The sequence below is a fragment of the Blautia sp. NSJ-175 genome, assembly GCF_022867815.1.
Taxonomy (GTDB): domain Bacteria; phylum Bacillota; class Clostridia; order Lachnospirales; family Lachnospiraceae; genus Blautia; species Blautia celeris.
On sequence record NZ_JALIFQ010000013.1, the window covers coordinates 25281 to 40040 of the forward strand.

Genomic DNA, 14760 nt, shown 5'->3' on the forward strand with positions numbered 1-14760 from the left:
GTATTTTACCGGCTTTCAGGGGATTTTTTAATTCAGAGATATTTTGCCGTAACACTGGCAGCACAGGCTTTCATGGCCTCCGGCGTTCCCTCAAAAATCACGAATCCGCCCTTTTCCCCGCCTTCCGGCCCAAGGTCGATCACCCAGTCACTGTTTCTGATGAGCTGCTGGTTATGCTCCACCACAAAGACAGTATTCCCGGCATCTGTCAGCCGGTCTAAAAGTACCAAAAAATGTTCGATATCTCTCGGATGAAGCCCAGTAGTAGGCTCATCCATTAAATACAGACACCGGTTATTCCCACGGTTTTCGATCAGCTCCTTAGCCAGCTTCAGCCGCTGCCCTTCGCCGCCGGACAAGGTGGTCAGCGACTGCCCAAGCTGCAGATAACCAAGCCCCACATCCTGCAGCAGCGCCAATATCCTTAAGATTTTTTTATGGTCTGCAAAGACATGGCGCGCCTCATCTACGGACATATCCAGAATCTCCTTAATGGAGTATCCCCGGTAAGTCACAGCCAGCACACCCTTGTCAAACCGGTTGCCGTTACACACCGGGCAGACCACTTCCGTGTTAGCAAAAAACAGCATGTTATTCTCCACATATCCCATCCCTCCGCAGTTTTCACATCTGCCTCCCGGTGTGTTAAAGGAAAAATGTTTTGCTGAGAAACCGGCCTTTTTTGCATCCTCCGTGCCGGCGAAAACATTCCTGATCTCTGTATAAACCTCTGAAAATGTTGCCACATTGGACCGTTTCATCCTGGCAAGTGCCGACTGGTCCGTCTCCACGATCCTGTCAAACCGCTCAAGCCCTGTGACACGATTCTGCTGCGCATCGGTTCTCCCCTTTGCAAGCACCTGAAAGATAAGCGTGGATTTTCCCGAACCTGAAGGGCCGGTGACGGAGACAAGGCACCCTGTGGGAATCTCCACAGACACATGCTTCAGGTTAAAAATATCCGCATTCTCAATCCGGACAGCTCCGTCAGGCGCCCTGAATCTCATCTTCCCGGGCTGGGGGTTCTGCAGATAGGTTCCGGTCACAGAGGCACTCTGCTGCATGATCTCAGCGAGAGTACCTGCGGCAATCACCTCCCCGCCGTATTTTCCTGATCCGGGTCCCATATCCATCACATAGTCCGCGCCTGCCATAACATCCACATCATGTTCTATGACAAGCACCGTATTTCCCATATCACGGAGCCTTTTCAGGATTGCCAGCAGCCCCTCTGTATCTCTCGGATGCAGTCCTGCAGTGGGTTCATCCAGAATGTATAGAATACCGGACAGCTCCGAATCCAGCGCTGCAGCCAGCCGGAGACGCTGCATCTCCCCTCCGGACAGTGTAAGGATCTGCCTGTCTAAGGACAGGTATCCAAGCCCCACCTTCATAAAACGTCCAAGCTTTGTCTCTATATCAAGCAGATAGGCATCTACAAATTCTTTTTCATGCTCTGTCAGTAAACTCCGCAGCTCCTGCACCCATCCGTATAATTTTTCCAGGGAAAAGAGGGAAAGCTCCGGCAGACGGATGCCCCGCACAGTCACCTTCCGGCTGATCTCTCCAAGCCTTTCTCCTTTACACCGGGGACACTCCACCACGTCAAAATATTCCCCGAGCTGCTTTGTATCCCCGTTTTTTTCTGCCAGACGTCTCCACAAAATAGGGTAAATCCCCTCAAACCTGCCCTGCGTGACACTTTTCGGCGGTTCACGGTCCGGAAAAAGCGCTTTTACCGCGCTGCTGTCAGCTCCCTCGTACAAAACTGCTTTCTGTTCCCGGCTAAACCGCTCTGCAGGTACACTTAAGTCCTGGTCAAGCCCATAGTGGGCAAAGGCCTTTTTCAGTACAGAGCACTGGTATTTTCCATATTGTTTTTCAAAAAAACGTACCGCTCCGTCCTCCAGGGACAGGGACTCGTCTGTCACCCGTTCCTTTTTTATGGAATGTATCTTCCCCAGGCCTTCGCAGGCCGGGCATGCGCCCTCCCTGGTGTTAAAAGAAAAATAAGTGCGTGTGATCTTATCCATCCTTCTGCCGCACGTACTGCAGTACATATAAACATAAAAATCATTTCCTTTTTTCTCAGTCTCCTCCTTACATGAAGAGGAGGAGATCACGCTGCCGCAGTGGGGACAAGTCCTGACCCCCAGCTTCTCATAGATCATCCGCAGGTCAGTATAGACATCTGTCATGGTTCCCACTGTGGAGCGCGGATTGCGGTTTGAGGCTGTCTGCTGTATCACAATGGCGGGGGACGCGCCCTGTATGCGCTCCACTTTCGGTTTGTTTATTCCCTGAAAGGCCATGGCTTCCAGATACTGTCTCTGACATTCATTGTACAGGACATCGATCAGCAGCGTGGATTTTCCGGATCCTGACAATCCGGTGAAAACCACCAGTTTATTCTTCGGTATTTCCAGGGAAATGTTTTTCAGGCAGCCCTCCCAGGCGCCTGTTATCTTGATCGTATTCATGAATACCTCCTTTTTTACAGATTGGTTGTACAGGCTATAGCTATTTTAAATATTTTTCTGTATACTGATACCATAAAGAGAACGTAACCGGTCTTATACACGGTCAGCGCAGTAAATGCGCAGACCTGGCTGAACAGTTACAAAAAATCCTATTAAGGCGGTGATATGATTGACAGAAAACCGTTTGGGACAGCAGCCGCTGAAAAGCCTGCTGCTCACTATGTGCTCCCAGACCACATTTTCCCTGATCTTATACAGCATGTACGGCTTGACCGATGCCTTCTATGTGTCCCGGGGTGTGGGCGGGTATGCAAGCGCAGCCGTCGGCGTCTTCTCCCCTGTGACCGTCCTGATCGGGGGCATCACCACCACAGTCGGCTCAGGAACCGGCTCTGTGCTGTCCAGAAAGCTTGGTGCAAAGGAAAAGGAGAAGGCTGCCGACGCTGTTGGCTGCATGTTCTTTCTCTGGCTCATCTGCGCCGGGCTGGTCACGCTTGCGGGCCTTGGCCTGTTCGAGCCTCTGGTCAGACTTCTGGGCGCCTCCGGGCAGATTCTGCCCTACATACGTGACTACGGCAGGATTCTGCTGGCAGGAACCATTATAAGCACCGGATTTTCCGGCGTAATGCGGGCCAACGGAGACATCTCCTATTCCACCCTGCAGTGGTCTCTCCCTGTTTTGCTGAATATGGTGCTGGACCCGCTTTTCATCTATGTCTTTCATATGGGAATATCCGGAGCTGCCCTGGCAACTCTGGCCTCCCAGGCTGTTTCCATGCTTACCAGCCTGTATTATTTCTTTATACGGAAGAAGACACCCTGCAGGATTTCCCTGCGCCATATCCGCTTTCACAGAGCTTTGGCAGGGGAAATCGTCTCTGTGGGCCTGCCCTCCTTTCTGAATAACCTGGGCAGCAGCTTTATCATTGCGGTATTCAACCATATGCTGGTTGCAGCAGGCGGTACCATGGCCCTTGGCGCTTACTCTATCTTAAGCCGCATCACCTCTGTCCTCTTCACACCGTTTACCGGTATCATGCAGGGCATCCAGCCCATTATCGGCTACAATTACGGGGACAGAAACTACAAAAGAGTCCGGGATACGGTCCGGTGTGCCCTGAAGGCTGACTTTTTCTATGGCCTTGCCATCACCCTGCTTTCCCTGGCCGGAGCAGGCCTTATCTTCCGCTTCTTCACAGACCAGGAAGAAATCCGCAGGATTGGAATGCAGGCTCTGCGGATCATGAGCCTTTCCTTTTGTGTGAAAGGCTTTGTCCAGACAGCCGCAGCTTATTTCCAGTCAACCGGAAATGCAAGGACAGCCTTCCTTCTTTCCATCGGAAGTATTTGCCTGATCCAGCTTCCCATCCTGCTTGCTGCCGGCTTTTTAGGAAATATAACCGTTCTCTGGGCTGCATGCGCGGCAGGTGATCTTGTGACTGCTGCCTGGGCCGTCCGGATATACCAAAAAAACAAATGTGAGGTATCAATATGAAAAGTATGACAAAAAACACACAGTCCGCTGAAACGCTGAAACAAATGGCACAAAAAGCCTTTCCCGGTGAAACCTGTACAGAGATTCTGGAACTTACGGAAGGATATTTTAACGTGGCTTATCTTCTGCGTTTTGACAGCGGACGGGAATCCGTTTTAAAAATAGCACCCCCAAGGGATGCCTGTATCATGTCCTACGAAAAGAATATCATGTACAGTGAAGTGGCTGCCATGAGACTTGCCGCCGAGAAAACAGATGTGCCTGTGGCAAAAATCTTCTTTTTTGATGACAGTCTCACCCTGTGCAGCTCCCCCTACTTTTTCATGGAAAAGCTGGAAGGAAACAGTCTCTTCTCCCTGGCAGATTCCGTACCGGAATCCGTCAAAAAACAGATTCGCAGGGATACCGGAATGCTCAACCGCAAAATAAACAGCATCACCGGGGAGTCCTTCGGCTATATCGGCCAGCCCCAAATGCAGGGCAACGACTGGTACACGGTCTTCTGCCGCATGATGGACATGGCCTTTTCCGACGCCAAGGCCATGTCTGTGGATCTGAAAATCCCCGTCCCAACCCTCAGAAGCTTTCTTGAAAACAGCAGGTCCCTGTTTGAACAGGTTACGGTACCCTGCCTGGTTCACTGGGACTTATGGGACGGCAACATCTTCGTGAAAAACGGCAGGATTTCCGGCCTCATTGACTGGGAACGCAGTCTTTGGGCTGACCCGCTTATGGAAGTGGGCTTCCGCACCTACGGACAGGACCCGGATTTTCTTCAGGGGTACGGTAAGGAATGCTTAACACCAGAGGAACAGCTCCGGGCCCTCTGGTATGATATCTATCTGATGGTACTGGTTGCCCAGGAGTACACCTACAGGCAGTATGAAACCACCCAGATGTACGACTGGTCCACAGGAATACTCACAGAAAAGTTTGCCGAGCTGAATCTCAGGCTCTAGATTGTGATCACCTGCGTGGCACAGCGGTTTCCAAAATCCCTGTCATGCTCAACCAACAGCATGGTTGGTTCATACTCCAGGATCAGTTCCTCAATCTGCATTCTGGAAAATATGTCAATGTAGTTCATAGGTTCATCCCAAATGTAGAGATGGGCCGGCTTCAGAAGGCTGGAGGCTATGAGGACTTTCTTCTTCTGGCCTTCTGAATACTCTTCCATGGGCTTTTCAAACTGTATCCTTTCAAAATCCAGCTTCCGCAGAATTGCCCTGAAAAGGCTGCCGTCCAGGGATTCCCGCTCCATATACGCATCCAGACTGCCCCTTAAAAAGGAAGTATCCTGGTTGATATAAGAAATTTCCAGCCCCGCTGCCAGCTCATGCTGTCCCTGTACACAGAAATCCTTCTCCCGGGGAAGGCGCATGCCTGCGTCGCGCAGGATCATTTTCAGAATACTGGATTTTCCGCAGCCGTTTTTTCCCTGCAGCAGAATGCGTTCTCCACGTTTCAGCTCCATACTGAAGTTTCGGATCACCTGATGGCTGCCGTAAGAAACAGAAGCATCCTTTATTCTGATATAGGTCTCCTTGTGATGGGTAAGGGGTGTCAGTCTGAGCTGTGCGGGCTGCTCCAGATTTTTTAAAAGCTGTTCCTTTTCTCTGATGGCAGTCTGCTGCCTGCGCTCCAGGTTCTTTCTTCTCTGCTGCATGCGCCTGGCTTTTTCCCCGATGTAAGCTCTTGTGTCCAGGAACCTGTCATGTTCCTTCAAAGGATTAAAACCAATCTTGGTGTTTTCCGCCTTCTCTGCCCAGGCAGAAGCCTTTCTGGCGGATTCCTCCATCTTTTTGATCTCCTGTTTCAGCTTTTCGTTTTCTGATATCTCATATTGGTCTCTTCTCTGCTTATTCTCCCACCAGGAAGTAAAGTTTCCTTTTTCCACCTCGATCTGATTCCGCTCCAGGGCCAGCACGTGGTCAATACAGGAATCCAGCAGCCATCTGTCATGGGATACCAGTATAAATCCCTTCTTCCTGTTCAGGTACGCACACAACAGCTCTCTGGTCTCCATATCCAGGTGATTCGTCGGCTCATCAATGAGCAGAAAATAATTTTCCCTGGAAAAAAGCACTGCCAGCATGACCTTTGTTCGCTCTCCGTGGCTCAGTGTCTGATACGGACGGTAGAGAATATCTGCCTCCACATGCAGAAGTTCCAGTTCCCTGCAGATTCTCCACTGCTCATAGTCAGGCTGTATGCGTTCGATCACTTCTATCGTATCACGCTCCATATCCTCCTTTTGTATTTGAAAAGGAAAATAATCGAATAAAACCGAACTGCTGATACTTCCCCTGTAGGAATACTGCCCCATCAAAAGCCTGAGCAGTGTGGTCTTGCCCTTGCCGTTTCGTCCGATCAGGCCAAGTTTCCAATTGGTATCCATGATAAAGGATGCCTCATAAAATATGTCGTCATAACTTCCGTCGTAACAAAAAGTCAATCCCGATGCGCTTATTTTTGCCATAATAGATCACTCTCCCAGTGGGCGCAGAATGCTGCTCTCTGCCATTCTGCCGCCATAAAAAAATCGCCTGTTACCAGACGATTTTTTATATCCATGCTTTCCATACACGCTCAATCAATTTACGGAATATGACCACATCTTAAAAAGGCGCACAGCATAACCTTATGCAGACAGTAAGAGTATCGATCTCTCTCCCGCTGTCACTGCAGCTAAGCTTGTATTGGATGAATATAATCTATCTTCTGATAACATGACAAACCTCCGATACCCATGGTATCGTTCTTCCAGTTCCGCATGTTTTTAAAAAATAGATTATTTTCTCATCGTAGCACCTCTCTTTATATACTGGTGACAGCATATCACAGCCGGATATACATTTCAAGCCTTTCTTTACATTTTTCGCTCCAGATAGAAAAAGGCCACACTGGCAATGAGATACTGCAGTACACTGAGCCCTGCCAGCATTGCCGCCACCCACCATTCCACCTTCAACAGAGTGAGTATGAAGGCCAGAAGAAGTAAAATCATCCACATGAACATATACGACACGTGGGCTGCTTTGTCACGAAGAAACTTTTTACGTTCGTCAATGTAGTTAATCTTTCTTTTATGAAGCCGTTCTTCATACTTCTTTCTTCGCTTCGGCGACCGATAATAAAAATTTGAAAAAAAAGGAAGTACTCCGTTTGCAAAAAATGTGGCTCCCCCGACACATGCCATTAACGCATAATATTCATCCGATATTCCGGTAATTCCGAGGATAAAAAGAACACATCCGATTGAAATGTTAATAAAATGTCTGTTTCTTTCTTTTTTCGTCATTCTGCATCCTCCTCATATATGAAAATATCTTCAATTGTGACTCCAAAATATCCTGCCAGCTTAAATGCCAGCAGGATAGACGGATTATATCGTCCATTTTCCAGAGAACCTATTGTCTGACGGGATACCTGCACTGCCTCCGCCAGTTCTTCCTGTTTGATTCCCCTTTGTTTTCTCAATTCTTCCAGCCGATTTTTCATGTTATCACCTCTGTATGGAAAGTTTGCTTTCCATACATTAATTATAGCACTCTTTCCCACAATGTCAAGTTTGCTTTCCATATTTATTTAATTATGAAATGCAGAAAAAATCAGAGAATTTACACTCTCTGATTTTTTCTGCACTTTGGGAACCATACTTCATTTCCCTATTTGACTGTATATCTTCACCGCATCTTCCACATGATACTGCTTCGTCTCATGGTCTCCCCTTGCATGAGCCGTCACAAGAATGTACTCTTTTCCGTCTATGACTGCGAGACTGGCAAGGCAGAGTCCCGCGTCTTTGGTGTATCCTGTCTTTCCTCCCAGGATCTCGCCGCCTGACACTGCCGCGCTGTTCATCTCCCGGAACATGGTGCTGACAAAGGTAAATCCATCCGGATGGCATGCCGATGGATTGGTGCTGTGGCTGCTGCTGGTAAATACCCGGCGGAAGGTATCCGATTCCAGAGCGTACCGAAGCAGTACAGAGATGTCCCTCACTGTGGAATAATGGTTCTCATCCTGAAGCCCCGTGGAATTGGTAAAATGCGTATGCTCCATTCCCAGCTCTCCGGCCTTATCATTCATCATTTTCACAAAATCCTCCTCCGAACCGGCGATTCGGTCGGCAAAAGCCAGGCAGCATTCCGCACCTGAGGGAAGCAGCACCCCGTAGAGAAGATCTGTCCCCACAGCCTCTTCCCCCGGGCAAAACCCGGCCATGGACGCCCCTTCCGCGTAGAGGCCGGGAAATATGCTCTCCGGGACTGTTATGCTCTCCTTAAGATCCGGAATATTTTCGATTGCCAGAACCGCTGTCATGATCTTGGTCAGGGATGCCGGATAGATTCTGTCATCTGCCCCTTTATCCGCCAATATCTTCCCTGTCTTAAGCTCCTCCAGAATGGCATTTCTGCTGTTGATCCCTTTCAGGCTTTCTGTATCAGTCTGCTCTGTCCATGAAGACATCTCCCCTTTGTCCTGTCCCAAAACAAAATATGCAGAAAAGCCTAACAAAACCACGGACAGCATCACTGCCGCCAGTATCCGCCTCCTTCTCTGCCTTCTCCTCCTCTGTCTTTTTGTCATCCTTTTGGCCGTCTTCTCTCTCTTTTCCATTAGGTCAGCACTTCCTCTCTGCGTATATATAAAGAACTCCCCTGTTCTTAATAACATTATATCTGTCCGGGGAGTTCTTTACTTTAATATTCAGTTGATATTTTCCTAAGAAAATCCTAAGATGCTGCCATTTTTCAGGATTGGCGAAGAGGGAGTGACACATAGAATACCGTCAGTTCATCTTTGCTTTCTGCCCGCAGGGTTCCTCCGTGCTGTTCCACGATCTCCTTTGCGATCGCCAGTCCCAGCCCTGCGCCTCCTGTGTTGCTGCCCCGGGCCTCATCCAGACGGAAGAATTTCTCAAAGATGGATTCCAGCTTCTGCTTTGGTATGGTTTTTCCCCTATTTGCAAAAGAGATTTCCATATTTTCCCCTGCCTCCCGGGCAGTGATCCGGATCACTGTGTCCGGATAGCTGTACGCCACCGCATTTTTCAGGATATTGTTAAAGACCCTTGCCAGCTTTTCCGAATCTCCGTACAGTTTCAGTTCCTCATCTGCGCGCAGCTCTGCTGTATTTCCGTGGGCAGTGAGAATCGGATAAAATTCATCCATCATCTGCACCAGCATATAATACAGGTCAATGGTCTCTTTTTCCAGGGGTATCTCCTGTAGGTTGTAGCGGGTGATCTCAAAAAACTCATTTAAAAGGCTTTCCAGACGGCAGGCCTTGTCAAAAGCAATCCCCACATACTTTTCCTTCTGTGCCTCCGGCATATCCGGCGCCTCGTTAAGCAGGCTCAGATACCCCATCACAGAGGTAAGCGGAGTCTTCAAGTCATGGGCCAGATATGTCAGCAGATCGCTCTTGCGCCTGCTTTCCTCTTTTAATACCTGTTCGTGATGCCGCATGACCGACTTTACACGCTCCATCTCCGTTCCGATCTCTGCGTACTGCTGTGCAAACACATCTTCCGCCCGGGCATTTTCAGTATCCATATACCTGCGGATCAGCTTTCCCGCTTCTTTTTCTGTGTCTGCCACTTTACGCTTTGTATAGAAATGAATGGTAAAATAGATAACTGCTGAAATAAATAGCGAAACGATACAAAAACACTTCAGCAGAAAATCTTTCACCGCGAACCAGGAAATCTCCTGTTTGTAAAACTCCGCTCCTGTCGTTGTATTGGTCTGCACGGAAGTGGATACAAATTTATCAGCGATCCAGTCCAGCACCAGGCCGTTCCCGTAAATATCCACAACATAAAAAATACCGAAACATATCATAAATATCACACTAGCACCAATGATGATTTTTAAAAGAAACAAAATCTTATCCTTCAATTTTATATCCATACCCCCAGACTGTCTTGATATATCTCGGACTCTCAAAAGAGTCATTCATCTTCTCCCTCAGGTGGCGGATATGCACTGTTATGGTATTATTGCTCTTGCTGAAATACTCATCACCCCAGATCTCATGGAACAATTCCTCCGCGCTCACCACTTTTCCCTTCTTCCTGCACAGAATCTGCAGGATCGAAAATTCTGTAGGTGTCAGGGAAAGAGGTTTTTCATCCAGTGTGCATTCATGTGTCCTGATATTCAGCACAAGGCCGGAATGCTCCAGAATATCTGCATCCGCTTCATAACCGGAGTTGTACCTCTTATACCTGCGGAGCTGGGCCTTCACTCTTGCCACCAGCTCCAGAGGCCGGAATGGCTTTGTGATATAATCGTCAGCTCCGAGGCTCAGGCCGGTGATCTTATCCAGTTCCTCCCCCTTTGCGGTCAGCATGATCACAGGAAATGTGTATGTTTCCCTGATCTTTCTGCATATTTCCAGACCGCTCATACCGGGAAGCATAATATCCAGCAGGGCCAGGTCTATCTTTTCCCTTTCAATACAGGCCACTGCCTCCTCTGCTGTATAATATTTATAGACCTGATAATTCTCATTTTCCAGATAAAGCGCTACCAGATCAGCAATCTCTTTCTCGTCATCCACTACCAGTATCTTTTCTGCCATTTCTAATCCTCCTCCTTTCGCTATCATACCAGGAAATCGTTGAGAATTTATTAAGTTTATCCTAAGTTTTTGTCTTTCAGTGTATAAATATCCGTCCGTCCCGGAAATATGCGGCAATGGAGGTGATAAACTGTCCGTTGCTGGGACGCTTCTGCACATAATGGTTTGTAATTTCCCGGTAAAGCTCCTGGTTGCCCCGCTCCCACATTACCTCTATGGCGTGGCGGATATTCCGCTCCACACTGGCCGGTGACGCGTTGCAGTCAGCAGCTACCTGGGGATACAGACATTTCATCATACCCTCCATGCTGCTGTTGCTTTCCACCTCCAGTTCGATGGCTTTCCTCAGATATGTATGCCCTTTCAGATTCGGAGTGATACCCAGCCTGTTCAGCAGGACCCCTGTACATGCCCCCACATCCTTTTCCATCCGTTCCTGAATGTAACCGGTTATATGTTCTGTATGCCTTTCCTTTTTCTCCTGGGTTTCTGACTCCAGCAGATATTGCAGAGCTATCTCCAGCAGCCTTCCCTCAGACATCAGTTCTTGAAAATTTTCACGATTCATGGTATATTTCCTCCCAAATAGAATATTTCTCAGTGGCTCAGTAAAACACGAATGTTTCTATTATATGAAACCGGCATATACTTGTCAACGCAGCTTGCTGCCATATTATTCCATATTTGGAAGGAACGGAACATGAACAATAAAAAAATCAAAGAAATCATGAAGGCACAGGGTTATACCATTGAGATGCTGTCCCTTATCAGTAATATCCCTGTGGGAACACTTTCAAAAATCATAAGCGGCATCACCGCCAATCCGGGATTTGAAACCATGTCTGCCATAGCCACGGCCCTCAACTGCTCACTGGATGAATTTTCAGGGCGGCCTGTCACCATTCCCTATGATTACGAAGAATATCTCCGCCGTTTCAAACAACTGCCCGTCTGTCAGAAGGAATATATCAAATATGTCATTGATCTGGAATACGACCGTATGACACGTCTGAAAACCAATGAAAAGATGACCCTGAGGTGTTATGAATTCACCAATATTGTTAACGGCTGGGCCGAATTTGACAGTGTTAAGACGCATAACGTTACGGTAGATAAAAATCCGCTGACAGAGGACTGCACCTTTCTTGTCTGGATACGAACCGATCTGCTGGAGCCGAAATTCTTCAGAAATTCTGTCCTGGGCTTCCACCGCAATGACTGCCTCCGCCCCAAAAACGGCGAAATATGGATGGTGCTCCATAACGGCCTGCTGTTCATCGGAAGATTTTATAAAAATCATAAAAATGTCCTCCTGAAATCCTTAAACGGGACAATTGACGATATTTCGGTCACAGATTATTACCAATACCGCCGCGTAGGCCGCTATGTGGGATGTATGGATGTCCCTGAACTGACAACAGAAAAAGCCGCATTCCAACAGGATTAGCCTGTCAGAAGCGGCTTTTACAGTTCTATTTCTTTCTGTTTCTTATCACAATACCTGCTGCAGTCAGCAAAATGCCTGCTGTCCCCAGCCATATCTTATTTTCCAGATCACCGGTCATGAGAGAGAACAGATAAAATTTGCCCAGATATTTCTGTCCTGCGCCGTAGCAGCAGATATAATAAAATACCGGTATCATATAGGCAATCACCAGATGGTCCGTGATCCCGTAAGCGAAGATGCCAAGGCCCCCCAGAAAAAGACAGTTCGCCATGGCGCACCAAAAATAAGTTCCAAAAGGAAAGGTGCACTCCCCCAGTTTCATCTGAAATAAGACCAGCAGGTTCAGCACTGCCAGAATGACAACTGCCTGCAGCAGGCGCAGAAGCTGGATGTTTCTCAGCGGATACTCCCTGCTCGCCAGCAGATCCCGGATATCCTTATTCTGCTCCGGCATAAAAAGCGGTGTCAGAAGCACGATCCCCAGCAGGGAAAAGTACACATCCAGAATCTGGCCTGCCTGATACTGGTTCAGCGCCTCCATTCCCATGATCACCGGAGCCAGCAGACTAAGCAGAAGAGCTGCTGCCAAATGCCCCGCATAATGGTTTTTAAAGTGTTCTATTTCTATGGATAAAATTCTTTCCACGTCCGCCCAGCACTCCTTTCCGCTTCATGTGATAAATAAACACCGTACCTGCCATAAAAAGCAGAGCAAGCCCGGCATACAGAAGCCGGTTCCTGACCATCTGCCCGAACACGGACAGCCATACATCTGTGGCCTGGTCATTGTTAAACCTGGGTATCAGATTCCATCCTACCGTGCCGACAAGCTTGGTTCCGCCTGTGCTGATGCTCACCATCCAGAGGACCACCTGCACCAGTATGGCTGCAGGCCCTCCCACTGACTCAGACAGGAAGAATCCGCAGGCCAGTACAAAGGCGGTTTCCGGAAGAAGCCATCCCAGAATATATTTTCCAAAGGCCAGCACATCCACGGACACACCAAGCTGGTGTCCATAGTAGATACACTGCAGCATAGGTGTCAAAGACAGCAGAAACAGCGGCATGATCGTCAAGAACATGGCTGAAAAATACCGGGCCGCGATAATGGTCACAGAGGACGCTCTCCTGGCATAGATCACTTCCTGTGCCATGGAACGTTTGTCACGGAGTGTTCTGGTAACCGCCAGAAATACAGGGAGTAGTCCCAGGACAATGCCCATATAATCACAGAAAAGCCTTGCCTTTCCTCTGGAAATACGGTCCGTGTACAGGCTGGCGTCATATACTTTTTTCGCATCCTCGTATGTGGCATACGTCTTGGCATTGTTTTTCACATTATCAGCAGCGTAGCTGGTACCTCCTCCGATGATCTTATCCGCTTTTGTCATATATCTCAAAAACCTGTCATAGGACAGATCCTCTGCGGGAGGCAGAAGCGGCGGATTGATTCCTGCGATCTGTATATAAGAACCGTCCTCTGTCTGCGGCGCCTCCTCTGATGACTCACGTATGGCATCTGTGTAGCCTTCTTCCAGACCGGTACAGTCCATGAGGATCTGATGGATCTTCTCCTGTTTTTCTTTTGTCAGAACTACATTTTTATAAAATCCCACCGGATAAGCCGTGTAACTGTTCGCCTCATACTCTCCCGCAAGTAAGGCCAGCGTGGCTCCCATGATCTGCTGCTTATCAGAACTTGCTTTTATACCATAGCTCTCCTCCTGTCCCTTTAAAGGTTCCGAATAGGGGGTAAAGCTTCCCACCTGACTTACATAGAAGAACACGACTGCAGCCAGAAACAGGTAATAGATCAGGCTTTTTAACATCTGCCCGCATTCTTTGGCAAAGAGTTTCAAAAACATTATTTTCCCCTCCTCTCCTCCTGCATCAGATACATATAGGCATCCTCCACATTGGCATCGCATATCTGTGCATCAGCGAAAGGTTTTTCATCAGAGATCAGGCGGACATACGCATGATTTCCCTGCATCATTATACTGGTGACTGTATAATTGTTCCGAATACTCTCCAGTTCCATTCTGGACACCTGGGCGCTGTATATCCTGCCGCTGGCTTCCTCCAGAAGCTCTGTGACTGTTCCCTGGAAGAGCACGCACCCCCGGTTCAGAACGGCGATATCCTCACAGGTAGCCTCCACATCCCCTACAATATGTGTGGACAGGATGACCACTCTGTCCTTTGCCGTCTCACTGAGCAGATTGCGGAAACGCACCCGCTCCTCCGGGTCAAGTCCCGCAGTGGGTTCATCCACGATCAGCACTTTAGGATCATGAATCAACGCCTGGGCAATGCCGAGCCTTCTTCGCATCCCGCCTGACATGGCGCGCACTTTTGTTTTCACATCATCTGTCAGATTCACCTGTTCGAGCAGAGACGGTATTCGATCCTTTCTCTGCTGCCTGGACAGCCCGGACAATACGCCGAGATAATCCATGGCCTCGTACACGGACATGTTTCCGTACATGGAAAAGTCCTGGGGCAGATACCCGATGATCCGCCGGATTTCCCTGTCATTGTTAATATCAATGCCGCATACGCGCACATCTCCTTCTGTCTTCTGCAGCAGAGTGGCTATGATTTTCATAAGCGTCGTCTTGCCGGCACCGTTAGGTCCCAAAAGGCCGAACATACCCTGGCGGATGGTAAGGTCCACATTTTTCAGAGCCTGCTTTTTCCCATAATTTTTACTCAGATTTTTGATCACGATCTTCGTATCCATACAA

General features: G+C 48.4%; 14 protein-coding genes. 3 read left to right on the forward strand and 11 right to left on the reverse strand.

Annotated features, from left to right (window positions below):
• Positions 1 to 32: 32 nt before the first annotated feature.
• Positions 33 to 2480: an ATP-binding cassette domain-containing protein gene (locus MUB35_RS19095; protein WP_244806639.1), complete on the reverse strand. Its 2448-nt coding sequence runs from the start codon at positions 2478 to 2480 to the stop codon at positions 33 to 35.
• A 169-nt stretch (positions 2481 to 2649) separates the two neighbouring features.
• Here MUB35_RS19095 and MUB35_RS19100 point away from each other — a divergent pair, with 169 nt between their 5' ends.
• Both MUB35_RS19100 and MUB35_RS19105 read left to right on the forward strand, forming a co-directional pair.
• Entirely contained in the window at positions 2650 to 3975 is a 1326-nt protein-coding gene (locus MUB35_RS19100) for an MATE family efflux transporter (RefSeq protein ID WP_244806640.1), read from the forward strand.
• Entirely contained in the window at positions 3972 to 4934 is a 963-nt protein-coding gene (locus MUB35_RS19105) for a phosphotransferase family protein (protein WP_244806641.1), read from the forward strand. The genes MUB35_RS19100 and MUB35_RS19105 overlap by 4 nt, the downstream gene beginning before the upstream one ends.
• Here MUB35_RS19105 and abc-f read toward each other — a convergent pair.
• The 7 genes from abc-f to MUB35_RS19140 form a co-directional block, all read right to left on the reverse strand.
• Entirely contained in the window at positions 4931 to 6454 is a 1524-nt protein-coding gene (gene abc-f, locus MUB35_RS19110; RefSeq protein ID WP_244806642.1) for a ribosomal protection-like ABC-F family protein, read from the reverse strand. The genes MUB35_RS19105 and abc-f overlap by 4 nt on opposite strands.
• 390 nt (positions 6455 to 6844) lie before the next feature.
• Positions 6845 to 7276, reverse strand: a complete 432-nt coding sequence (locus tag MUB35_RS19115) for a hypothetical protein (protein ID WP_033139592.1) — start codon at positions 7274 to 7276, stop codon at positions 6845 to 6847.
• Positions 7273 to 7476 (reverse strand): helix-turn-helix transcriptional regulator, encoded by a 204-nt coding sequence (locus tag MUB35_RS19120; protein ID WP_033139591.1) that lies wholly within the window; start codon positions 7474 to 7476, stop codon positions 7273 to 7275. The genes MUB35_RS19115 and MUB35_RS19120 overlap by 4 nt, the downstream gene beginning before the upstream one ends.
• Positions 7477 to 7635: 159 nt before the next feature.
• A complete protein-coding gene (locus MUB35_RS19125) occupies positions 7636 to 8598 on the reverse strand; it encodes a D-alanyl-D-alanine carboxypeptidase family protein (RefSeq protein WP_225305316.1) in 963 nt (320 codons plus the stop codon).
• A gap of 134 nt (positions 8599 to 8732) precedes the next feature.
• Positions 8733 to 9893, reverse strand: a complete 1161-nt coding sequence (locus MUB35_RS19130; protein ID WP_244806643.1) for a sensor histidine kinase — start codon at positions 9891 to 9893, stop codon at positions 8733 to 8735.
• Positions 9871 to 10566, reverse strand: coding sequence for a VanR-ABDEGLN family response regulator transcription factor (gene vanR / locus MUB35_RS19135; protein WP_033139589.1), 696 nt, complete (start codon positions 10564 to 10566; stop codon positions 9871 to 9873). Before vanR ends, MUB35_RS19130 begins: the two co-directional genes overlap by 23 nt.
• A gap of 76 nt (positions 10567 to 10642) precedes the next feature.
• A complete protein-coding gene (locus tag MUB35_RS19140; RefSeq protein WP_103732030.1) occupies positions 10643 to 11134 on the reverse strand; it encodes a sporulation initiation factor Spo0A C-terminal domain-containing protein in 492 nt (163 codons plus the stop codon).
• A 132-nt stretch (positions 11135 to 11266) separates the two neighbouring features.
• On the opposite strand from MUB35_RS19140, the gene MUB35_RS19145 reads away from it, so the two are divergent.
• On the forward strand, positions 11267 to 12013 hold the full coding sequence (locus tag MUB35_RS19145; protein WP_033139588.1) for a helix-turn-helix domain-containing protein: 747 nt from the start codon (positions 11267 to 11269) through the stop codon (positions 12011 to 12013).
• Between the two features lie 25 nt (positions 12014 to 12038).
• Here MUB35_RS19145 and MUB35_RS19150 read toward each other — a convergent pair whose 3' ends face one another.
• The 3 genes from MUB35_RS19150 to MUB35_RS19160 are packed head-to-tail and all read right to left on the reverse strand — an operon-like array spanning position 12039 to position 14756.
• The gene (locus MUB35_RS19150; RefSeq protein WP_033139643.1) at positions 12039 to 12659 is read right to left on the reverse strand and encodes a hypothetical protein; all 621 of its coding nucleotides are present in this window, start codon (positions 12657 to 12659) and stop codon (positions 12039 to 12041) included.
• Positions 12622 to 13878, reverse strand: a complete 1257-nt coding sequence (locus tag MUB35_RS19155) for a hypothetical protein (protein WP_033139587.1) — start codon at positions 13876 to 13878, stop codon at positions 12622 to 12624. Before MUB35_RS19155 ends, MUB35_RS19150 begins: the two co-directional genes overlap by 38 nt.
• The gene (locus MUB35_RS19160; protein ID WP_033139586.1) at positions 13878 to 14756 is read right to left on the reverse strand and encodes an ABC transporter ATP-binding protein; all 879 of its coding nucleotides are present in this window, start codon (positions 14754 to 14756) and stop codon (positions 13878 to 13880) included. The genes MUB35_RS19155 and MUB35_RS19160 overlap by 1 nt, the downstream gene beginning before the upstream one ends.
• Positions 14757 to 14760 lie beyond the last annotated feature (4 nt).

Coding starts and splice junctions, on each gene's coding strand:
- MUB35_RS19095 (WP_244806639.1), bottom strand. CDS start 2,480: ATGAATACGATCAAGATAACAGGCGCCTGGGAGGGCTGCCTGAAAAAC.
- MUB35_RS19155 (WP_033139587.1), bottom strand. CDS start 13,878: ATGTTTTTGAAACTCTTTGCCAAAGAATGCGGGCAGATGTTAAAAAGC.
- vanR (WP_033139589.1), bottom strand. CDS start 10,566: ATGGCAGAAAAGATACTGGTAGTGGATGACGAGAAAGAGATTGCTGAT.
- MUB35_RS19145 (WP_033139588.1), top strand. CDS start 11,267: ATGAACAATAAAAAAATCAAAGAAATCATGAAGGCACAGGGTTATACC.
- abc-f (WP_244806642.1), bottom strand. CDS start 6,454: ATGGCAAAAATAAGCGCATCGGGATTGACTTTTTGTTACGACGGAAGT.
- MUB35_RS19105 (WP_244806641.1), top strand. CDS start 3,972: ATGAAAAGTATGACAAAAAACACACAGTCCGCTGAAACGCTGAAACAA.
- MUB35_RS19125 (WP_225305316.1), bottom strand. CDS start 8,598: ATGGAAAAGAGAGAGAAGACGGCCAAAAGGATGACAAAAAGACAGAGG.
- MUB35_RS19120 (WP_033139591.1), bottom strand. CDS start 7,476: ATGAAAAATCGGCTGGAAGAATTGAGAAAACAAAGGGGAATCAAACAG.
- MUB35_RS19160 (WP_033139586.1), bottom strand. CDS start 14,756: ATGGATACGAAGATCGTGATCAAAAATCTGAGTAAAAATTATGGGAAA.
- MUB35_RS19115 (WP_033139592.1), bottom strand. CDS start 7,276: ATGACGAAAAAAGAAAGAAACAGACATTTTATTAACATTTCAATCGGA.
- MUB35_RS19130 (WP_244806643.1), bottom strand. CDS start 9,893: ATGGATATAAAATTGAAGGATAAGATTTTGTTTCTTTTAAAAATCATC.
- MUB35_RS19140 (WP_103732030.1), bottom strand. CDS start 11,134: ATGAATCGTGAAAATTTTCAAGAACTGATGTCTGAGGGAAGGCTGCTG.